This is a genomic window from Epilithonimonas sp. JDS (assembly GCF_021261315.1).
GTDB lineage: Bacteria > Bacteroidota > Bacteroidia > Flavobacteriales > Weeksellaceae > Epilithonimonas.
In genome coordinates, this window is sequence record NZ_JAJSAX010000005.1 from 73,447 (window position 1) to 94,040 (window position 20,594).

Genomic DNA, 20,594 nt, shown 5'->3' on the forward strand with positions numbered 1-20,594 from the left:
GTAGAAAATTTATTATCCTTAAATTTGCTGCTTATTATCAGACTATGAAGGACGAACTCAAAGACTACAAAGATTTTCTACAGCAGATCAGTGATGAGATTCATTTCTTTTGCAAAGATTTTTTGCCTAATGAATTTGTCTTGTCTGGTCAGATTACTTTTAAATTTATATTTTTTATAGGATTAATATTTCTGCTGGCTTTTTTGCTGAAAAATCTGATCAATTTTGTTTTCAAATTCTTCTTTAATAAAGAGAAGTTTCCTGTAATGAAGTCTATTTACAAAGCCAGAGTCACAAGCTCTGTTGCTAATATTTTAGCATTGGCATTCGGGAATTATGCATTGTTCTCCATTTTCTACAGACATCCCAAAAGTTTTGTTTTCTTAGAAAGATTGGTCGGTTTTCTCATTGTTTTGACAATTGCCAATATGGCTTTTCGTTTCATCCGCGTCTTGCAGACTTATTATGAAATTAAGAAAGATTATTATAAAATATTAGCAATCAACTCCATAACGCAGACGGTAAAGATTTTTGGAATTTTTATTTTCAGTGTCATTGCAATTTGTGTCATCTTCGGTATCGGAAGCAGCACGGTTTTGGGAAGTTTAGGAGCCATTACGGCGGTAATCGTTTTGATTTTCCGAGATACAATCTTAGGTTTTGTCACCGGAATTCACGTTGCCACTTCCAAGAATCTGAAACCTGGAGATTGGGTTGCGATCCCCAAATATAACATTGAAGGAAACATCGAAGGCATCGACCTTTTGACAACCAAGATCAAGAATTTTGATAAGACCATTTCAACCATTCCAACTTATGACCTTTTGACCACCGAAATCAAAAATTATCAGGTTATTTCAGACGAAAACACCAGAAGGATTAAGAAATCCATTATGTTTAATATGAAATCTCTGAAATTCGTTAACGACGATTTGATGGCACGTTTGAAGAAAATTAATCTCATCAAAACTTATCTTAATCTTAAGGAAAAAGAGATCAATGAAGAGAAAAATTCAATAGAAAATCCAGACGAAATTATCAACGGAACTCAGCTCACCAACATCGGTGTCTTCCGAAAATATGTTCAAAATTATCTTAATAATAACGACCAAATCGATCAGAATGAAATCATCCTGGTGAGACAACTCCAAAGTATGCCGGAAGGTTTGCCACTGGAAATCTATTGTTTCGCAACCGAGGCTGACACAGAGAAATATGAGAATATCCAGTCCGATATTTTTGATCATCTGTTATCTGCTGCCAAAGAATTTGAACTCGACGTGGTTCAGAAAGCATAATCAATTATCAATCATTATTTATCAATTATAAAAAATCATGACAAAATTAAGTGTCAACATTAATAAAATTGCAACGCTCAGAAATGCTAGAGGAGGTGATGTTCCAAGTGTAACCCAAGTAGCTGTAGATCTGGAAAGATTTGGAGCGCAGGGAATCACCATTCACCCAAGACCAGACGAGAGACATATCACCAGAAAAGACGTTTACGACCTGAAACCTTTGGTGAAAACGGAATTTAATATCGAAGGAAATCCGCACAGACCATTCATCGATATGGTTTTGGAAGTAAAACCTGAGCAAGTGACATTGGTTCCGGATGCTGATAATGCCATTACATCCAACGCTGGTTGGGATTGTGAGAAGAATCTTGATTTCTTAAAATCCGTTATTTCCGAATTCAAAAATGCTGGAATCCGAACGTCTATTTTCCTTGACCCAAATCCAGAAATGGTGAAATTTGCGGCGGAAACAGGCACAGACAGGATTGAACTTTATACAGAAGCGTACGCAACCAACTATCCTAAAGATAAAGAACAGGCCATTAAATCATACATTGACACGGCAATAGAAGCAGAGAAGTTTGGACTAGGAATCAATGCAGGACACGATTTGCGTTTGGATAATCTAAAATATTTCTCAGACAACATTCCGAATCTTTTAGAAGTTTCCATCGGTCACGCCTTGATTTCGGAATCATTGTATCTTGGTTTGGAAAATACGGTTCAGGCTTATTTGAAGCGATTGGCGAAGTGGTAAATTAGACGAACATTATTCTCCAGACTAATACTCTAATATATCAGATAGAGGTTGCTAAAGAATTATGAAAATACTAAAAACCTTCAAATTTTTAATTGTAAGTATAGTTTTTTTTAGCTGTTCAGAAAAAACTGTAGCTCAAAATACTAACGATTCGACAACAATTGATTTGTGGACTCCCATCACTCTGAAAAATTGGAATCAAACTCCAGCAATCAATAATCGTGTTGCAAATGAGGATGATGTTAAAAATGGTCTGGCTGTTTACTATATTGAAGGAGATTACAAAAATCACAAACCATACAATCTTGATCTTCCAAAATTGGCAAAATTAACAGATTTTGATACTAAACAAGAAGAATTGGTCGTCATTATTCAAATCGAAGAAACGCAAAAAGGTACAGTTGTGGGCTACAGGAATTTAACAGGCGGAAATGGGGCTGGACTAATCAGTGAATTTGAAATTTTGAATAATGAAGAAGTTGAAAAATTAATAAAATAAAATGGAAATCCTACACTCAAAAATATACGGAGAAGAAAGAACGGAAACACCACTTTTGGTATTTCACGGATTGTTCGGAATGCTGGACAATTGGGGAAGTTTCGGGAAAGAATTTGGAGAATTGATGCCAACACACGTAATCGACCTTAGAAATCACGGCCGCAGTTTTCATTCAGATTCTATGTCGCACGATGATTTGGCTAATGACATTCTGAATTATATGGAATTTCATAAAATAGAAAAAGCCAATCTTCTCGGCCATTCGCTTGGCGGAAAAGCAGTGATGCAATTCGCCATCAAATTCCCAGAAAAACTGAACAAGCTGATCGTGGTCGATATTTCTCCGAAAGCGTATCCGCCGCATCATCAGGGAATTATCAAAGCGCTTCAAACGGTGGACTTCGAAACTGTAACTTCCAGACAGGATGTTGAGAAAGTTTTGGGCGAATATATTCACGAGAAATTTGTGATTCAGTTTTTGATGAAGAATCTTTATTGGACCGAGGATAAGAAGTTAGCTTGGCGATTCAACCTTAAGACTTTGGCGGAAAAATATACGGAGTTTGTTTCCAATGCGATTAAATTTGGTGTTTTCAAAGGGTCAACTTTGTTCGTTGCCGGCGCCAATTCCAATTACATTTTGCCACAGGATGAACTGTTGATCAGACAGCAATTTCCGGATTCTAAAATCATCAAGATTGCCAACGCAGAACATTGGGTGCAGGCCAACAATCCTCTTGATTTCAACGCAGCGGTCAAAGATTTTCTTTAATCATAGATAATGACTTATTAATTCAGATCTGATAATGGTATAAGCCTTGTATTATCGGATCTGAATTAAAATTATCTTTATGAAATGGAAGTTATCGATCATCCTGATCCTTTGTTTAACGTTTTTCAAATCTCAGACTACCATTTCCGAAGTTTCGAAAATCCCGGATATAACCTATAAAACATCAGATTCCATCGACCATAAACTGGATATCTACCTTCCTGCACAATCAAACAAAAAATTTCCCGTTCTCGTCTTCCTTCACGGCGGCGGCTGGATCGGCGGAGACAAAGCATTTCCGGAAAAGTTTTATATGAATGATTTCGTTCTTAAATTTGTTCAAAATGGTTACGCCGTAGTCAGCGTCAACTATACGTTATTAGATAAGAATACAAATTTTCCAAAACCCATTGAAGATTCCAAAGAAGCAGTACGATGGATCCGGGCGAATGCTGACAAATATAATTTTGATGAGAAGAATATAGGACTTTGGGGCGCTTCCGCAGGCGCACAGATCGGGATGGTTGCGGCCTATTCGGATGACAGTCAGTTTTCGGAACACAGCAATTTTCCTGGTCAATCTGCGAAGGTCAATTATGTGATCGATTATTTCGGTCCATCTGACTTGAACAAACTTCTGAGAACCGAAGATGCTGGTTTCAAAATTTTCATTTTCAAACTGATCTTTCCGAAGATCTACACAATGCGCAACGATATGATCAGAGGTTTCACAACAAAAGATATCAAAGAACAAAAACAAGAAGCGATTGATGGTCTTAAAATCTATTCGCCGGTGACTTACATTAACCAAAATTCGGTTCCGACCTTGATGATCCACGGTAACAAAGACCGAATCGTTCCATATTCCCAATCCGAAATTCTGAAGAAAAAACTGGACGAGAATAATGTCAAAAACGAACTCATTCCCATCGATAAGGGAAATCACGGCCTAAATGAGGAACCTGGACACCAATTGATGATGGAAAAAACATTGGAGTTTATGAAACAGAACACGTATTAATTTCCTGATAGATTTCAATATCCGAATAAGAGATTTTTTATAGAATTGAATTATCTTTGTAAAAATCTTTAATGAAAAAATACCAGGAGACTATTTACAAGGTCATTTTGTTTTTTTCGGCGCTTGTCAATCTATTTTTGATAGGACTTTTATTTTTTGTTCTGAAGGATTCATTTTCCGGAGCAGGAGATTACTTCTTGGAGGGAAAAAGTTTTTGGTATTTTGTAGGGATTATCGCAGCTTATTCTATTGCAAATTCTATTTTATTAATTCAGATTTTCAAAAAAACTTCCGAAATCCAACCTCAAATTTCCGACGTAGAATGATATTGATCACAGGTGCAACAGGGATTTTAGGACGGGTAATTGCTTTGGAACTTCTCAAAAAAGGAAAGAAAGTTCGCGCCACAAAACGCAGCTCCAGTAATTTGCCGGAAGTCAAAGATTCTTATAAATTCTATACTGATCGACCACATTTTTATTTTGACCAAATAGAGTGGGTCGATATTGACTTTGATGACCAAGATTCCTTGGAAAACGCTTTGAAAGATGTGGATGAAGTGTATCATTGCGCAGCGAAGGTCAGCTTCAATCCAAATGCAGAGAAGGAATTATACCGAAATAATTCTGAAGCAACAGAGAAATTACTCTTCGCGATCGATCCAGATAAGGTCAAAAAGTTTCTTTTCGTAAGTTCCATCGCAGTTCTTGATGGTTATAATGACAAAGGTAAAATGGACGAAAACTCCGATTTTAACGAGAAGTTAGACCATTCAAATTATGCGATCTCCAAGTATCTTTCCGAAATGGAAGTCTGGCGCGCATCTGCAGAAGGTTTGAATACAATCATCATCAATCCAGGTTTGATCATCGGTTCCGGAAACTGGAATCACAGCAGCGGAAAACTCTTCAAAGAGGTGTCGAATGGCTTTACTTTTCCAGGGTCGACAGCTTATGTTGATGTGAGAGATGTCGCAAAAATTGCTGTTGAATTGATGGAAAGATCAATTTTCGGACAACGTTTCATTTTGACCTCAGAAGTTGTAAAATACAAACATATGGCGGATAAAGTTCGAAAGACTTTTGGAAAGACGCCAGCAAAATTAATATCAAATTCGATCTTAGATATTCTTCCATTTTTCTCTGTGATCTTCGGCTGGTTCATTCCAATACTGAAATTAGGAAACAGAACAAATGTTGAAACGATCAAGTCAGATTCGAAGATCACCAACAACAAAATTCGTGAGACATTGAATTACGAATTCATTCCGATAGATGAAAGTGTAGATTTCCATCTTAAAAATTATGCGCAAAGCATATCAAAATCCAATTAATGAACATTACGGAATTTCTGAACAAGAACACCAAACGATTTCCACAGAAAGCAGCTGTGGGTTTCAAAAAAGATAATGAATGGAAGGAACTGACTTGGATGAGATTCAAGCAGATGGTTTTCCGCACTGCCAACGCCTTGGTAGAGGCTGGTGTGAAGGAAAATGATAAGGTGGCGATCTACGCAGACAACTCTCCGGAATGGATCATTATGGATGTTGCCACGCTTGCAATTGGTGCGGTCACAGTTCCTGTCTATTCCACAAACGGCGCCGATCAGGTAGAATATATCATTAACCACGCAGAACCCAAAATCATTTTAACAGGCGACCAAGAGCAGTACGAGACCTGTCATCAACTATTAAGTAGAACTACTGGTGTCGAGAAGATTATCGCTGCTAAAAAGAATTTTACTTTAAAGGGGAATTCCATATTTCTATCAGACTTTATAGAGAAAGCTTCAGATAAATTCAAGATCGTTGAAAGGTCAGATGAAGATCTGGCGACCATCATTTATACATCTGGAACATCAGGAATTCCGAAAGGTGTGATGTTGACGCACGGCAATTTCCAAAAAGCATTTGACGCGCACATTGACTTTTTTGATTTCAAGGATTTTGAGAAAGAACAATCATTGGCATTTTTACCACTCAGCCACGTTTTCGAAAGATGTTGGACCTTATTCTGTTTTTCAGTAGGAGCTAAAGTCAGCTTTCTGGAGAATCCAAAATTGATTGCAAACGCTTTGCAGGAAGTGAAACCTACGACGATGTGTTCTGTTCCAAGATTCTATCAGAAAATCTATGCTGGCATCAACGAAATGCTTGTGACTGCTTCTCCAACCAAGAAAAAAATATTCGCTTGGGCGATTGAAACAGGAACTCAAGTTTCGGAAAGAAAAAGAGATCAGCGAAACGTTCCTTTTTTATTAAATCAAAAATATAAGATCGCGAACGCTTTGGTTTTCAATAAAATCAAAACAAAATTAGGTGGACGACTTTGGTTTATGCCTTGCGGTGGCGCATCTATTTCTAAAGAAGTAACGCAATTTTTCGATGCGATGGGAATTCATATCACCGTTGGTTATGGGATGACGGAAACGACCGCGACCATCACGGCTTTTCCTTTTACAAAATACAAATACGGAACGGCAGGAAAACTAATTGGCGATTCTCAAATCAAAATAGGAGAGAATGATGAAATTTTGGTGAAAGGAAGTGGTATAATGCAAGGTTACTACAAAAATCCAGAAGAAACAGCGAAGATTTTTACCGAAGATGGTTGGATGAAAACTGGTGATGCAGGCGTTTTGGATAATGAAGGAAATCTGACCATCACGGACAGGATAAAAGATCTAATGAAAACTTCCAACGGAAAATACATCGCGCCGCAACCCATTGAAAATATGTTTTCTAACAACAGTTACATCAACCAAATTCTATTGATTGCGGATGACAAACCTTTTGTTTCTGCTTTGATCGTTCCGAATTTTGAAACTTTGGAAGAGAAGGTAAAAAGTCTTGGTATCACATTCACCAACTGGAAAGAAGTTGTGGAAAACGAAAAAGTACAGACTTTCTACCAAAAACTAATTGATGACATCCAAGTGAATCTCTCTGGTTTTGAGAAAATTAAAAAGTTTATCTTGATGCCGGCCGATTTTGAGATCCAAAGTGGAGAGATCACACCCACCTTAAAAATTAAAAGAAATATTGTTCTCGAAAAATATGCAGAGAAAATCAATATGATTTATAATAAATAGAATCAAAAACCAAATCCTGTGTAATAAATAATATTGTTATGATAGTTTTTATCAAATTCTTGACGTTACAAATATTTTTAGAATTGATTAAATTTACAAGCCTTATAATAAGAATCTAATTTGAAGTTTTATAAATGAATACACAACAATTCGTAAATCGCCACATCAGCCTTAATGAGTCTGATAAAGCGGAAATGCTAAAGAAAGTAGGAGCAGCGAGTATTGAAGAACTGATCTCACAAACCATTCCGGATGCCATCAGACTGGAGAAAGATCTGGACATCTCGGAACCACTTTCGGAGTATGAGATGCTTTTACATTCCAAAGAATTGGCATCTAAAAACCTGAATTTCGACAACTATATCGGTTTTGGATACCACAATACCATTTTGCCTTCTCCGATCCAGAGAAATATCCTGGAGAATCCAAGCTGGTACACCGCTTACACGCCTTACCAAGCAGAGATTGCACAAGGAAGATTAGAAGCTTTGTTGAATTTCCAAACTGTAGTTTCTGATCTGACTGGTTTTCCGTTGGCAAATGCCTCTCTTCTTGACGAATCGACCGCTGCTGCAGAAGCAATGCATATGTTCTTCAACAATAGAACCAAGGATCAGAAAAAAGCCAATGCAACTAAGTTTTTCATCTCAGATCTAGTTCTTCCACAAACAGTTTCTGTTCTTAAAACAAAAGCGGAAGGTCTTGGTATTGATATTATTGTAGGGAATCACAGCAACCATCAGTTCAATGATTCTTACTACGGTATTCTATTGCAATATCCGGGGAAGAATGGAATCGTTTTAGATTACACAGAAAATATTACTTACTATAAAGAATTCAATCTTCAGGTAGTTGTTGCTTGTGACCCAATGGCTTTGGTTAAGCTAAAATCTCCGGCTGATATGGGCGCAGATTGTGCGGTTGGAACTTCGCAACGATTCGGTATTCCGATGGGTTATGGTGGTCCTCACGCAGCATTTTTCACTTGTAAGGAAGATTATAAAAGAGATATTCCAGGAAGGATCATTGGGGTTTCTCAGGATATGTATGGCAAACGTGCACTCAGAATGGCGCTTCAAACCAGAGAGCAGCACATCAAAAGAGAAAGAGCAACTTCCAATATTTGTACAGCTCAAGTTTTGCTTGCAGTGATGGCTGGTATGTACGCTGTTTATCACGGACCTAAAGGTTTGAATTTTATTGCTGACCAGATCCATTATAAAACCAATGCTTTAGGCGATGCGCTCAAAGTTTTGGGTTATGACATTGTAGATGAGCCAGTTTTCGATACTGTGAAATTCAGATTACACGAGGAAGAGAAATCTTCTTTGAGAATGAAAATGAGAGATCAGAAGATCAATCTTAATTACTTTTCTCAAGGTATCGTAAGTATTTCCATTAATGAAACGACGACGGTTGATAAGTTAAACCAATTGATCGAAGCATTTGCTCAATTCAAAGGGAAACAAGGTTACAAAGTGACTTTGAAGGAAGAGTATTCTATCCCAGCAGAATTGTTGAGAGAAGATAAAATCCTTGAAGAAGAAGTTTTCAACAAATACCATACTGAGACAGAATTGATGCGTTACATCAAACGTCTGGAAAGAAAAGATTTGTCTTTGACACATTCTATGATTTCTTTGGGTTCTTGTACAATGAAACTGAACGCTGCCACCCAAATGATCCCTTTATCTTGGGGAGAATGGGGAAGTGTTCACCCATTTGTTCCAACAGATCAGGCTGGCGGTTACCAAGAAATGATCAAAGAATTGGAAAAAGACCTTGCTGAAATTACTGGTTTCGCTGGAACTTCCCTTCAACCAAACTCTGGTGCGCAAGGCGAATATGCCGGACTAATGGTCATCAGAGAATATCATAAAAACAGAGGCGAAGGCCACAGAAATATCGTTCTGATTCCACAATCTGCGCACGGAACCAATCCGGCTTCTGCAGCGATGGCAGGAATGAAGATTGTGGTTGTCAAGAATCTTGAAAACGGAGAAATCGATTTTGAAGATTTCAAAGCGAAAACTGAGCAGCATTCCGAGAATTTATCTTGTATTATGATCACTTATCCATCAACGTACGGATTCTTCGATGCAAATATTAAGGAAATTACAAAACTCACACACGAACACGGAGGACAAGTCTATATGGACGGTGCAAATATGAATGCGCAGGTTGGCTACACAAGTCCTGGGAATATAGGGGCAGACGTTTGTCACCTGAATCTTCACAAGACCTTCGCCATTCCTCACGGTGGTGGTGGTCCTGGTGTTGGCCCGATCTGTGTGGCGGAGCATTTGGTTCCATTCCTACCAACCAATGCGAACATTTCAATCGGTGGAAAAGAAGCGATTGAAGGAATCTCTGCAGCACCTTACGGTTCTGGATTAATTCTTAATATCTCTTATGCTTACATCAAAATGTTGGGAACTTCAGGTTTGAAGAAAGCAACTGAGCACGCAATCCTTAATGCTAATTATTTGAAAGAAATCTTAGCTGAGCATTTCCCAATCCTTTATGCGAACGACAAAGGCAGAGTAGCACACGAATGTATCGTGGATTTCCGTCAGTTCAAAACTTTAGGAATTGAGGTGGCTGATATCGCAAAACGTTTGATGGATTATGGTTTCCACGCACCAACAGTAAGTTTTCCTGTAGCAGGAACATTGATGATAGAACCAACCGAGTCTGAAAATAAAGACGAGATCGACAGATTTGCAGAAGCATTGATCAACATCAAAAAAGAAATTGACGAGATAGCAAACGGCGATGCAGACAAAGAAAACAACGTCTTGAAAAACGCGCCTCACACCGAGCAATTGGTGATCTCAGATTCTTGGGACAAACCTTACGGCAGAGAGAAGGCAGCATATCCATTGGAGTGGGTGAGAACGCATAAATTCTTTGCTACAGTTGCAAGAATCGATGAAGCGTATGGCGACAGGAATTTGATTTGTACTTGTGAGCCGATTGAAGCTTATATGTAATTTGCAATGATGAATGATGAGTTGTGAATGACTTTGTAATTCATTAATAATATAAAAATGAAACCTCTCAAGCGATTGAGAGGTTTTTTTATTTGATTTTAATGGTCGAAGATAAATTTTAAATACTTGTTTTTTAGTGGCTTTAGCTTAATGAAATCAAGGTTTTTGGTATTTTGAATAATTCAAAATAATAAGCTGCTATAATTATTGGTATGGTAATTGGATAAACGAACGCACTCCACTAAATATCGCGGTATTTAGGAAGGTGTAGTATAATTCGTTCAATTATACTTTTATTAAGTAAAACAATTAAAATTTATTTTATATGAAATCAAAATTAGCTATTTTGTCGTTGGCCTTGGCGTGCCCGGCAGTGATGTTCTCGCAAGAAACTATGCAGACAACTTCAACTACAAACACAACTTCTATGGAAACTCCTATGAGTGCTCCTCCAAGTTTAAACAGCTGGTCTGTTTCCTTTGGTGGTGGTATTCCGTGGATGCAGAATGCAGACCTAAAATCTATCAGCAATGGTAATACACTTGTAGGCTATTCAGCATATTTCAGTATTGATAAGGCAATTTCTCATGCATTTGGTTTGAAGTTGCAGTACGATCGTGGTGAGACTAGACAAGGCTATTTTAATACTAAAGATGCAGCACCTGCCAACGCAGCAGCTAATCTTCAGGTTGCAGGAAGAACTCAGTATGATGCGATCTCATTATTGGGAGACGTTAATTTCTCAAACCTTTTGAGAAGAGTAGATAACAAATCTCCTTACAGATGGGCACTTCACGGTTATGCTGGTGTAGGTGTACTTGCTTACAGAGCTTACCAAAAGGATGAAATTGGTCAGAGAATGACGACTGAGAGAAAGCCTTTCAAATTTAATTCATTATTCGGACAGGCTGGTGCAGGTTTGAAATATAAAATCAGCAACAGAGTAGACATCGAAGGAAGATTGATGTATGTTGTAACTGGAGACGAGCAATTCGACGGTGGTGGAAACGATCAGTACAGTGCTGTAAACAGAATCAGTGCACACACTTCTGATAATTTCTTCAACACAACATTGGGTCTTACAGTTCATTTAGGTAAAAATTCTAACAGCGTAATGTGGCACGATCCATTGCAGGATATCTATTCTAAAATCGATGAGCTGAATACTAAAGTTGATAACATTAAATTGTGTAAAACAGGAGATGTTGACAATGACGGTGTTTGCGACGATTGGGACAGACAGCTTGATACGCCTGCAGGTGCAAGAGTTGACGGTGCTGGTGTAGCATTGGATGTAGATCTTGACGGCGTTATCGATCTTAATGATAAATGTGTAACGGTTCCAGGCCCGGTTGAAAATGCTGGTTGTCCTTTGACAAACGCAAACTCCGGAAACGGTACGGTATCTTCTGACGAAACTGCAATGAGCGGTATCGAATTCGATTTGAATTCTGACAGAATCTTGCCAAACAACACACCAATCCTTAACAGTGCGATCAACTATATCAACTCTACCAACGGATCTTACGTAGTTGTAGGAGCTACTGATACCAGAGGAACTGCTGAGTATAACCAGACGCTTTCTCAAAGAAGAGCAGATAACGTAAAACAATATCTGGTAACCAACGGTGCTAATTCTTCAAAATTAGAAACACAGGGAAACGGAAAAACAGATTTGAAATATCCAGAATGTGACCCGGCTTCCAAATGTCCTGAATGGAAAAATAAAGCTAATAGAAGAGTGTATTTTAAAGCAAAATAAATTTTACAATTCTATCACTGGAGACTGTCAATTTTTTTGGCAGTCTTTTTTTTGGTTAATGATCACAGGAATTGAATGCTAAAATTACTGATCAGAAGGCGTGGCTGGAATTTTGTAACCTCTAAAAAATATTAATCACTTCAAAAAATATTATGGATTTAGACTGGAATAAACTGTTTATCGGCGACCTGAATTTTAGCTTTGCTTTGGAAATCGTCATTCGTACCCTCATAATGTTCAGCATGGTTTTACTCATCCTGCGATTGTCCGGCAAAAAAGGCGTTCGGCAGCTTTCACTTTTTGAGGTGGCGATTATCATTGCACTTGGTTCTGCAGCTGGCGACCCAATGTTTACAAAAGATGTAGCCATCATTCCGTCGTTCATTGTTTTCATTTCCATCATTTTACTCTACAGAACCATCACGTTTTTTGCGATGAAGAGCGAGAAGTTTGAAAATGTCATCGAAGGCGAACCAATCTATGTGATAGAAGAAGGGATGTTTGTTTTGGGTGTCCATAAGGATCACACATTTGCCAAGGATGAGTTTTTCTCCGAGATGCGCCAGGAATCTATCGAGCACGTTGGACAAGTGAAGACTGCCATTCTGGAAACGACCGGAAATATCAGTTTTTACTATTATCAGGATGATGAAGTAGGATACGGATTGCCGGTTCTGCCAAAGCCTTACCAGAAAAAATCAAAGCAAATCAAAGATGAGAATATCTATGCCTGCACTTACTGTGGAAATACTGAGAAGCTGAAAGCCGGAAATCACCACTGCCAACGTTGCAATCAGACAGAATGGGTGACTGGCATCAATACTTTGAGACTGACTTAGAATCAGATTGCTCTTAATTTTTCTATTTTATCAGTATCATTAAATTTTTGAAAGGCTAACAATTTCAAGTTGTAATGTTAAAATTTGGACTTAATAATTATCAGTTTAAGTGAATTGTGAAATTAATTAACCATAAAATATAATGTTTTCACAAAGTCTGTTTATGGCCTCAGCGGGCACCATTATTGCAAAATGACTGGTACACTAAATAAATATTATTATGAACAACGACAAATCAATTCCGGTACTGAACGATCTTTTAAACATTACAAACGACAGAATTGCGGGCTTCGCAAAAGTGGAAGACAAGGTTTGGGAAACCCATTCCGATCTTAGATCGACTTACGACGATATGGTTTCAAGATCTACGGATATGAAAAATGATCTAATCAATCTGATCAATCTCAAAGGTGGCGAAGCAGATAACTCTACCAGCGTTTCCGGTGCATTCCACAGAGCCTGGATCGATGTGAAAAACACATTCGCTTCCGACAAAGAAGAATCGACATTGGAAAATGTAGTCTTCGGAGAGAAAGCAGCCATTGATGCCTACGAAGATGCCCTGGAAAGTGGCGATCTTTGCCCGGAAAGTACAGTTTTGGTTTCTGACCAGTTGCATCACCTGAAAGCATCTTATGCCAAGTTCGAAACTTTGGAAAGCATCAAGTAAACTTTGCAAATGACCTTTAACGTTATGTAACCTGAAAACTTACATTACTTCAATGATTAAAAAGCAAAACCTCTCAAGCGATTGAGAGGTTTTTTTCTGTTTTTGATAATGCTGAAAGATCACTGATTTTGCAATCTGACTATTTAAATTGAAACCTACTGGTCATCTCGACCAATCTTTCATTTTCCTCGCAATCAGGTATCAACGCTGTACGAAAGACAATCTCTTCCTGACTAAAGATTTTATCGACTTTGTAAAACCACAAGCTAATCTAAAAAACGCTTAATTTCATATACGAGTCAAAAATAGTGTTAGAGATTAGTCGAGTAGTATTACAGATTACCGGAGTGGTATTAAAGCTTACCCGAGCAGTATTACAGATTACCGGAGTAGTGTTACACATTAGCCGAGTAGTATTACAGGTTGTCGGAGTAGTGTTACAGAGTGCCGGAGTGGTCTTATAGAGTACTTTTTAGCTTAATTGTTTCTGTAGAGATCATTTTTGATGTCGTAAACACATTGGGGATAATCGTTGGTGAAGTAAAGCTTTTGCAATTTGCTATTGAGTTAATATGAAATGAAGCAGCGTGCTTGCTGGATTCCATAATGTTTGGTAGAAAGATAGGATGGTGGATGAAATAGGAAACCCTGGCTAGCGAGCGAGGGTTTTGTGGTTGTAGGTTGCTGGTGCGAGTATCTTGCTCGTGCTTTTCGTCTTCTTATGGAACACGAGCGGGACGCTCGCGCTAGCGGAGGGGGATTTTTTTAAATCATTGCTGTCGAGACTATTAACTAAATAAATTTATGATTGACGTAAACAGGGGTTTGAAATTTTTAAAATCTTGTGGTTCCAAATCAAATAAACTTAGCCAAATTTTGTTTTTTTTCTTATCATTAATTTTTAAATACTTTCCACCTGGGTAATCGTTTTCGCTAGCAAAAAGATTTTCAAGCAAAAAATTTTGTGGTAATAAATTTTCAACTTCAATATAACTAATAAAGTTATCCCACTCTAGACTTGCAAAGTTTTCTAATTCTTCAGGTATCGGGAGAAGCATTGCAAAAAAACAATTGTGATCGTTTCTTTTACGGTAAAAACCTTCTTTCTTATTACCATAATAATTTTCATCCCAGAAACTTTCTTTTTTAAGTAAGTGAATCTGCTCCCTACCTTCTCTATCGAAATCATAGAGTCCAATTATTTTTTTATCTTCATAACCATCATTATTTGCCACACGCATCCTCCCAGTTAATCTGCCAGCTCCTTCACTACGCCTTATTGTAAATGGAGCAGCATTCTTAAAAATTTCCTCAAAATTTGTTTTATCGAAGACAAGACCATTAATTTTCAAAAAGGCTATTTTGTATATTTGATCATAGGTATCTTCAACATATAAGATTGGTTTTCTAAATTCTTCAATTTCCTTTTCCAATGAGTCCTTACTTAAAATGGCATCTTGCAATCTCTTGTTTAGATGATTAATAACTTTTATTCTGTCATCAATTTTTAATCCTGACTCTTCAACTATTTTTCGTTGAGTACGTAGCTGATTTTGTAAGTCTTCAATAAGATATTGATCAGTTTCAAGAAAACCAATGTCTTGAAATATTTTACTTAGTATATCTTTCTGTTCTGCAGTCTTTTCTTTTTCGTCAAAACCTTCCCAAAATGTTTGTTGTATTGCTTTTTTATCAAAACCTTTATCTTTTTGATAGGTATCAATGAGCGAGCCATTTTCGGCAGTCTTATATACTCTATGAAGAGATACTCTATCTTCGTTTCCTTTTATCAGAGAAAGGAATTCTTTAGTGTGACTAGTTATAAAAATCTGTTTTTTTAAAGAATAAATATTTAAAAAGTCTTTTGCTAAACTTTCCGCATTTCGATATTCATAGGAATTTTCAGGTTCTTCAAAACCCCATATAACATTCTTTTTTTCTTTTGAAATTTCATTTAAAATTGCTGGTATAAAACGCGCTTGAATACCATCACCGCGTGAGTAAAGTGAGATGCCCTTTTCAGTTGAAACATTTATAGTCGTGAAAAAGTCAATAAGTGATTCAGGTATTGAAAATTCTGCATCAATACCAGTTTTTTCTCTAAATTCATCAAATAAATCTTTAGTGGTTCCTGTAATCTTAAAATTAATTTCTTGAGAAGTTTTTTGAAATGTATTATCTCTTTCAAAAAGTGCTGTTTGCAATTTTTTAAATAGATACTGGATAAACTGTCGATCTTTCACAGCTGGGACATAATCAAAATGTATTGAATTTAAAAATTGAGTAAGTTGACCCTGTAATGCAGCAGCCTGATTTTGTGTTGGCTCTTTTTTGTTTTTCTTAATATAAGCAGTTTGAATATTGCTAGACTGTTTGTTAAATCCATTTTTATCCCAAGTTTTTTCTACCCAAAATTTTTCAGGAGTTGTTGACTTCTCAGAAGGTATAGCTCGATCAAAATAAATTTTTACTTTGACAAATAAATCTCTTTGGGAGGCATAGGGATCATCCTTAGTTCGAGTTCTCTTTTTGTTCTCTAAATCCCTTTCACTTCGCTCTCTTTGTAAAAACGATAGGTCTTTGCGTAAATCAAATGGTTCTCCGATATTAATTTCATTATTGAAAAACAGATTTAGTACTTTTAAAACATTGGATTTTCCTACATCATTTGAACCAGAAAGTATGTTAAGATCTTTTAAATCTGTTATTTTTACAATTTTCTCGCCAAATGATCTGAAATATCTAATTTCAATTCTTTCAATTAGTCTCATGGTAATAGTTTATAATTGAGAATTTTTCTCAATTGTAAATGAATGTTTTTTGTAAGAATACAACAACTTTAAGATAAATAAAAAGTTAAATTGTTAATATTTTTGATATTTCATCATAAAATTTGTATAATGTTAATAAATAAAATAAAAAACCTTACTTTTCAGCAAGGTTTAATTTATACTAGAAAATATTAAAACCATCACAGCCTCACAGAAGCTCCCACAAAAAAATGTTTCGCAGCAGTATGTTGGATTCCGAGATTCAGTCCTGCATCCAGTTTGAAGTCTCTGGCAACATCCATCTGGATGGCGGCGTTGATGTAGTTGGAGAAATGGTGCGCTTTGAAATCGTAGGTGTAATAAGTTTCGGCAATGCCATCCAGACCTTTGATGATGGAGTGCGTGATGGTAAGGGTCTGTAGAAATTCTGTGTGCATCGCCTGCTCATCCTGATCTTTCAGACGGTCAACCTCTACCTGAAATCCGAGATGCCATTCTCCGGGAAGCTGGTACTGCATCGGAACGATCAATCCGCCTTCGAAGCGGCTGTCTTCATATTTGGAAGTCGGAAATTTTACGTAAGGCAGCAATGCCAGTGCGAATTTCCCGCCATCGTTGCCAATCAGATTCTGCTTGATTCGGAGTGTGAGATCGCCGTGACCTTCGGTGATTTCTTTTTCATCAGCGTCAAGCTCCTTTTCGCTCTGTCTGCCGTAAGTCTGGAAACCAATCTGAAGTGCTGTAGATCCCGTGATCCCGATTTTCAGATTCATCTGGTTGATGAGCAAGGTATTGGTCTTCGTGGTTTCGCTTTTCTCCCTGATGCTTCTTGCGAGGTCAGTTTCAAACTGGAAATGACCAGCATCAACAGTGTAAGGAGATTCGGTGACATCGGGACGGTCGGTTTCCATTTCCCTCATCTGCTCGCGGGGAACAGGATTAAAAAGGGAGAAATTCTTCAGCTCCTTCTGCTGACCCATTCCTTTGAAAGGTATTAGTAATCCACCGAGGACAACTGTATAGACTAAGTAATTTTTATTCATACCGATTATTTTAGCAAGTTAGATCTTTGTTATGCAATCAGTAGATTAAAAGCTGTGCCGCAAATGGTTCGACAGTAAGAATTGAGAAATATATTCGGAAATATTATCAGGATTGTGTCTGTCTGCCCGAAGTCAGCTTGGCAACAATCTCTTCCAGTTCATCGATATTAAAGGGTTTGGAGAGATAGCCGTCTGCAGAAGACCGAGAAGAAATCTTTTCAATATCATTCTTAGCCGTCACAAATATTACGGGAATAGAGTGGTAGGACTCGTGATTTTTGAGGAGTCGGGTAGCTTCTATGCCGCCAATCATTGGGATGTTGATGTCCATCAGAATCAGATCCGGTAAGAAAATGCTGACCACAGATAGAATATGATCTGCCGTCTCCGCAATCTCCACTTCATATCCAATCTCCTGAAATATGATAGAAACGACCTCAAGTGTAGCAGTATCATCATCAAAGATCAAAATTTTCTTTTTATTCATATACGCTATTTTTGTTTTGTTAATTCCCTTTATTTAAAGATGGTAAAGCCGTATTTTAACAATATTCAAAATTAAAAATAATGTAGAAGAATGTTTATGATTAGGATCATAACGGTTTCACGATGCGAAAATCCTAATCTATATTAAATGCTGTTGTTATGTCCTATTATATTTTCGATGTACAAATAGTTTGTGTAAATTCGGTGTGTCAAACTATGAATTTCAAATTATGCTGATACCAGAAGCGCTTCTTGAATCTTACGGCGCAACCACAGAACATTACAAAAAAGGCGATACCATCTTCAGTGAATTCGAGACGCCAAAGAATTATTATCAGATTATTTCCGGAAGTATCAAGCTAAACCATTACAATGAGCAGGGCAAGGAATTGATCTTTGCTATCCTGAGCGAAGGGCTGAGTGTCTGCGAAATGCTGCTGTTTATAGATCATACTTTCCCTGTGAATGCGGTTGTTTTTGAGGATGCAATGGTTTTGAGACTGTCGAAAGAAAAATTCATTCAGATGCTGGACGATCATCCAAAAGTGGCAAGAGATGTCAATAATTTCCTTGCAGAGAGGCTTTATCAAAAGTACATTATGCTGGAAAACAACTCATCCCTGTATGCAAATGTAAGAATAAAAGGGGTTTTGGATTATCACAAAAGTTTCAGCCAGGATCAGAAACCATATTCTTATTACACACCTCTCACACGTCAACAGATTGCTGCAATGACCGGCTTGAGAGTAGAAACTGTGATCAGGAATATCAAAACTTTTGAGAAAGAAGGCATCCTGAAAATTGTAAAGGGAAAGATCTACTATTAATTTGATCAGTAAAAGATCTTACGGTTTTTGATTTTGACAATATTTTCTTTTTCCATAATCTTCAGAGTTCGGATCGTTGTTTCCACACGCAATCCGGTGAGGCTTGCCATCTGCTGTCTGGTAAGCGGAATCTGAAAGGAAAAAGCGGCAGTTTCGGATTGTGAGCTTTTAAGGTAATCCATTAAGACTTTCAGTTTTGTTGCTGGATTTTTGATGGAAATAATCTGGCGCATTACAAATTTTGAAAACAGTGAGTCCGCCAGATTTTTAATCATATTGGCTTTGAGATCTGCATTGTCCTCCAGCATTTTCAGAAATTTGATTTTCGAAATCCTCAGTATTTTGCATGGCGAAATAGCGACCGCATTGGCCGGATATTTTTTGTTGATAAAAAGCAGGAATTCGCCGATGCTCTGTCCTTTTGCTGCAATATTCTGGATGGATTCTTTGCCATCTTCTGTCAGGTTATTCAGCTTCACTTCGCCTTCGATGATCTGGTAGTAATAGTTGGGTAAACTTCCTTCGGTAAAAATAAAATCGCCGGCATTGTAGTCCTTCACTTTTCCGCCCGAAGATTTTAAAATCTGTTCGTCAATATTCATATTTCTCTCTAAATAATCTCTTGTTTTTTGTTAAGTTTTACAATAATTCCGCATTAGAAAAAGCGAAATCAAAAACAGAGATTAGAGGGCAGGATAACGTATTCATAGTATAATTTTTCAGGTCAAAAATAATTAGAACTTACTATTTACAGTATGATTTGGGTCATAATGAAGGAAGGAGAATTGTGATACAAGTTGTAATCGGAAAAACCTCACGGGCAGCGAGTTTTGTGTTTCAGAATGATAAAAAATTGAATATTTTAAAATTGCTTTGGTTTCAGCTTTTTCTCTGCAGCTTCTGCGATTTCGATGATTCTTTTTTGTCTGGTTTCGGGTCTTTTGGCGAGGACAATCCATTGCAGCATCATTTTCTTGACGGACTTGCTCAGGCTTTGGAAAAATTCGGCAGCGTTTTTTCTATTTGCAAGTTCTAGAGCCAAATCTTCCGGAATATGCAATTCTTCCACACTGTCCAGGATTTCCCAAGATCCATTTTCTTTGGCTAGTTTAATGATGTCTAAACCAGCCTGTGACATTCGGTTTTCTGAGGTCAGTTTTTCTATTTTCTGCTTGTTGATTTTAGACCAAGTGCTTTTGGGTTTACGTTTCCCAAAATATTGAATGGAACTTTCATCATCCAATTTTTTCTTCAGACTGTCTATCCATCCGAAACAAAGCGCTTCATCCACCGCATCGCTCCAGCTGATGGAAGGTTTGCCGGATTTTTTTTTGTACTGAATGACCCAAATTCCATTATCACGGCTGTGATTTTCTCTGAGCCAGTCGCGCCACTGTTCGGGAGTTTCGGGGTAGAAGGTTTCTAGAGATTTTGTGGGTTTGGAAGTCATTGGAAAAAGGTAGTTGTTTTTTGTAAATATAATTAATTATAAAAAACATTTTGTGCACAAAAAAAGAAGAGAAACAAATTTGAGCTGCTTCTCTTCTTCGGTTAAATATAATTGATGTAGGATTGTCTGGGAAAGAGGACATTACTGCCCTCCTTATCAATAAATCTAATAAACTATGAATTAGGTTTATTTGATTTTTTAATATCAAACATTTTGCCAAAACGACAATCCCTAAATTAATTTATTTAGGATTTGAAATCTTTTTGCTAATCTAATTCCTGCTGTCGTATTCTAAATTACAAACGATGAA

Annotated in this window: 18 protein-coding genes; 13 read left to right on the forward strand and 5 right to left on the reverse strand. The window is 37.3% G+C overall.

Features of this window, described 5'->3' with window-relative positions:
• Positions 1-44 precede the first annotated feature (44 nt).
• The 12 genes from LUD75_RS14125 to LUD75_RS14180 all read left to right on the forward strand — a co-directional run bounded on the left by LUD75_RS14125 (position 45) and on the right by LUD75_RS14180 (position 13,707).
• Positions 45-1,298, forward strand: coding sequence for a mechanosensitive ion channel domain-containing protein (locus tag LUD75_RS14125; RefSeq protein WP_232706418.1), 1,254 nt, complete (start codon positions 45-47; stop codon positions 1,296-1,298).
• 37 nt (positions 1,299-1,335) lie between these two features.
• The gene (locus LUD75_RS14130; protein WP_232706419.1) at positions 1,336-2,055 is read left to right on the forward strand and encodes a pyridoxine 5'-phosphate synthase; all 720 of its coding nucleotides are present in this window, start codon (positions 1,336-1,338) and stop codon (positions 2,053-2,055) included.
• A gap of 64 nt (positions 2,056-2,119) precedes the next feature.
• Positions 2,120-2,557 (forward strand): hypothetical protein, encoded by a 438-nt coding sequence (locus LUD75_RS14135; RefSeq protein ID WP_232706420.1) that lies wholly within the window; start codon positions 2,120-2,122, stop codon positions 2,555-2,557.
• A gap of 1 nt (position 2,558) precedes the next feature.
• On the forward strand, positions 2,559-3,329 hold the full coding sequence (locus tag LUD75_RS14140) for an alpha/beta fold hydrolase (protein WP_232706421.1): 771 nt from the start codon (positions 2,559-2,561) through the stop codon (positions 3,327-3,329).
• Positions 3,330-3,408: 79 nt separating this feature from the next.
• Positions 3,409-4,350, forward strand: coding sequence for an alpha/beta hydrolase (locus tag LUD75_RS14145; protein WP_232706422.1), 942 nt, complete (start codon positions 3,409-3,411; stop codon positions 4,348-4,350).
• Positions 4,351-4,421: 71 nt separating this feature from the next.
• Positions 4,422-4,676 (forward strand): hypothetical protein, encoded by a 255-nt coding sequence (locus tag LUD75_RS14150; protein ID WP_232706423.1) that lies wholly within the window; start codon positions 4,422-4,424, stop codon positions 4,674-4,676.
• Complete coding sequence (locus tag LUD75_RS14155; RefSeq protein ID WP_232706424.1) at positions 4,673-5,683, forward strand: NAD-dependent epimerase/dehydratase family protein; 1,011 nt, start codon at positions 4,673-4,675, stop codon at positions 5,681-5,683. Before LUD75_RS14150 ends, LUD75_RS14155 begins: the two co-directional genes overlap by 4 nt.
• Positions 5,683-7,443 carry a long-chain fatty acid--CoA ligase gene (locus tag LUD75_RS14160; protein WP_232706425.1) on the forward strand — a complete coding sequence of 587 codons (1,761 nt, stop codon included), beginning with the start codon at positions 5,683-5,685 and terminating at the stop codon, positions 7,441-7,443. The genes LUD75_RS14155 and LUD75_RS14160 overlap by 1 nt, the downstream gene beginning before the upstream one ends.
• 134 nt (positions 7,444-7,577) lie before the next feature.
• Entirely contained in the window at positions 7,578-10,436 is a 2,859-nt protein-coding gene (gene gcvP / locus LUD75_RS14165) for an aminomethyl-transferring glycine dehydrogenase (RefSeq protein ID WP_232706427.1), read from the forward strand.
• Between the two features lie 325 nt (positions 10,437-10,761).
• Complete coding sequence (locus LUD75_RS14170) at positions 10,762-12,198, forward strand: OmpA family protein (RefSeq protein WP_232706428.1); 1,437 nt, start codon at positions 10,762-10,764, stop codon at positions 12,196-12,198.
• A 152-nt stretch (positions 12,199-12,350) separates the two neighbouring features.
• Complete coding sequence (locus LUD75_RS14175) at positions 12,351-13,037, forward strand: YetF domain-containing protein (protein ID WP_232706430.1); 687 nt, start codon at positions 12,351-12,353, stop codon at positions 13,035-13,037.
• A 220-nt stretch (positions 13,038-13,257) separates the two neighbouring features.
• The gene (locus LUD75_RS14180) at positions 13,258-13,707 is read left to right on the forward strand and encodes a PA2169 family four-helix-bundle protein (protein WP_232706431.1); all 450 of its coding nucleotides are present in this window, start codon (positions 13,258-13,260) and stop codon (positions 13,705-13,707) included.
• A gap of 788 nt (positions 13,708-14,495) precedes the next feature.
• On the opposite strand, the gene LUD75_RS14185 is transcribed toward LUD75_RS14180, so the two are convergent.
• The 3 genes from LUD75_RS14185 to LUD75_RS14195 form a co-directional block, all read right to left on the reverse strand.
• The gene (locus LUD75_RS14185; protein WP_232706433.1) at positions 14,496-16,478 is read right to left on the reverse strand and encodes an AAA family ATPase; all 1,983 of its coding nucleotides are present in this window, start codon (positions 16,476-16,478) and stop codon (positions 14,496-14,498) included.
• A gap of 200 nt (positions 16,479-16,678) precedes the next feature.
• On the reverse strand, positions 16,679-17,521 hold the full coding sequence (locus LUD75_RS14190; protein ID WP_232706435.1) for a transporter: 843 nt from the start codon (positions 17,519-17,521) through the stop codon (positions 16,679-16,681).
• Between the two features lie 106 nt (positions 17,522-17,627).
• Positions 17,628-18,008, reverse strand: a complete 381-nt coding sequence (locus LUD75_RS14195; RefSeq protein ID WP_232706437.1) for a response regulator — start codon at positions 18,006-18,008, stop codon at positions 17,628-17,630.
• A gap of 229 nt (positions 18,009-18,237) precedes the next feature.
• On the opposite strand from LUD75_RS14195, the gene LUD75_RS14200 reads away from it, so the two are divergent.
• Positions 18,238-18,834 (forward strand): Crp/Fnr family transcriptional regulator, encoded by a 597-nt coding sequence (locus LUD75_RS14200; RefSeq protein WP_232706439.1) that lies wholly within the window; start codon positions 18,238-18,240, stop codon positions 18,832-18,834.
• A 5-nt stretch (positions 18,835-18,839) separates the two neighbouring features.
• Here the strand turns inward: LUD75_RS14200 and LUD75_RS14205 are convergent, their stop codons facing one another.
• The gene (locus tag LUD75_RS14205) at positions 18,840-19,436 is read right to left on the reverse strand and encodes a Crp/Fnr family transcriptional regulator (RefSeq protein ID WP_232706441.1); all 597 of its coding nucleotides are present in this window, start codon (positions 19,434-19,436) and stop codon (positions 18,840-18,842) included.
• Between the two features lie 260 nt (positions 19,437-19,696).
• Positions 19,697-20,284 carry a YdeI/OmpD-associated family protein gene (locus LUD75_RS14210; protein ID WP_232706443.1) on the reverse strand — a complete coding sequence of 196 codons (588 nt, stop codon included), beginning with the start codon at positions 20,282-20,284 and terminating at the stop codon, positions 19,697-19,699.
• Positions 20,285-20,594: the final 310 nt, after the last annotated feature.

Excerpts from the sequence above, each read along its gene's own strand:
- LUD75_RS14160 (WP_232706425.1), top strand. The coding sequence starts at position 5,683 with ATGAACATTACGGAATTTCTGAACAAGAACACCAAACGATTTCCACAG.
- LUD75_RS14185 (WP_232706433.1), bottom strand. The coding sequence starts at position 16,478 with ATGAGACTAATTGAAAGAATTGAAATTAGATATTTCAGATCATTTGGC.
- LUD75_RS14210 (WP_232706443.1), bottom strand. The coding sequence starts at position 20,284 with ATGACTTCCAAACCCACAAAATCTCTAGAAACCTTCTACCCCGAAACT.
- LUD75_RS14180 (WP_232706431.1), top strand. The coding sequence starts at position 13,258 with ATGAACAACGACAAATCAATTCCGGTACTGAACGATCTTTTAAACATT.
- LUD75_RS14150 (WP_232706423.1), top strand. The coding sequence starts at position 4,422 with ATGAAAAAATACCAGGAGACTATTTACAAGGTCATTTTGTTTTTTTCG.
- LUD75_RS14200 (WP_232706439.1), top strand. The coding sequence starts at position 18,238 with ATGCTGATACCAGAAGCGCTTCTTGAATCTTACGGCGCAACCACAGAA.
- LUD75_RS14130 (WP_232706419.1), top strand. The coding sequence starts at position 1,336 with ATGACAAAATTAAGTGTCAACATTAATAAAATTGCAACGCTCAGAAAT.
- LUD75_RS14190 (WP_232706435.1), bottom strand. The coding sequence starts at position 17,521 with ATGAATAAAAATTACTTAGTCTATACAGTTGTCCTCGGTGGATTACTA.
- LUD75_RS14175 (WP_232706430.1), top strand. The coding sequence starts at position 12,351 with ATGGATTTAGACTGGAATAAACTGTTTATCGGCGACCTGAATTTTAGC.
- LUD75_RS14145 (WP_232706422.1), top strand. The coding sequence starts at position 3,409 with ATGAAATGGAAGTTATCGATCATCCTGATCCTTTGTTTAACGTTTTTC.
- LUD75_RS14140 (WP_232706421.1), top strand. The coding sequence starts at position 2,559 with ATGGAAATCCTACACTCAAAAATATACGGAGAAGAAAGAACGGAAACA.
- LUD75_RS14205 (WP_232706441.1), bottom strand. The coding sequence starts at position 19,436 with ATGAATATTGACGAACAGATTTTAAAATCTTCGGGCGGAAAAGTGAAG.
- gcvP (WP_232706427.1), top strand. The coding sequence starts at position 7,578 with ATGAATACACAACAATTCGTAAATCGCCACATCAGCCTTAATGAGTCT.
- LUD75_RS14125 (WP_232706418.1), top strand. The coding sequence starts at position 45 with ATGAAGGACGAACTCAAAGACTACAAAGATTTTCTACAGCAGATCAGT.
- LUD75_RS14155 (WP_232706424.1), top strand. The coding sequence starts at position 4,673 with ATGATATTGATCACAGGTGCAACAGGGATTTTAGGACGGGTAATTGCT.
- LUD75_RS14135 (WP_232706420.1), top strand. The coding sequence starts at position 2,120 with ATGAAAATACTAAAAACCTTCAAATTTTTAATTGTAAGTATAGTTTTT.
- LUD75_RS14195 (WP_232706437.1), bottom strand. The coding sequence starts at position 18,008 with ATGAATAAAAAGAAAATTTTGATCTTTGATGATGATACTGCTACACTT.
- LUD75_RS14170 (WP_232706428.1), top strand. The coding sequence starts at position 10,762 with ATGAAATCAAAATTAGCTATTTTGTCGTTGGCCTTGGCGTGCCCGGCA.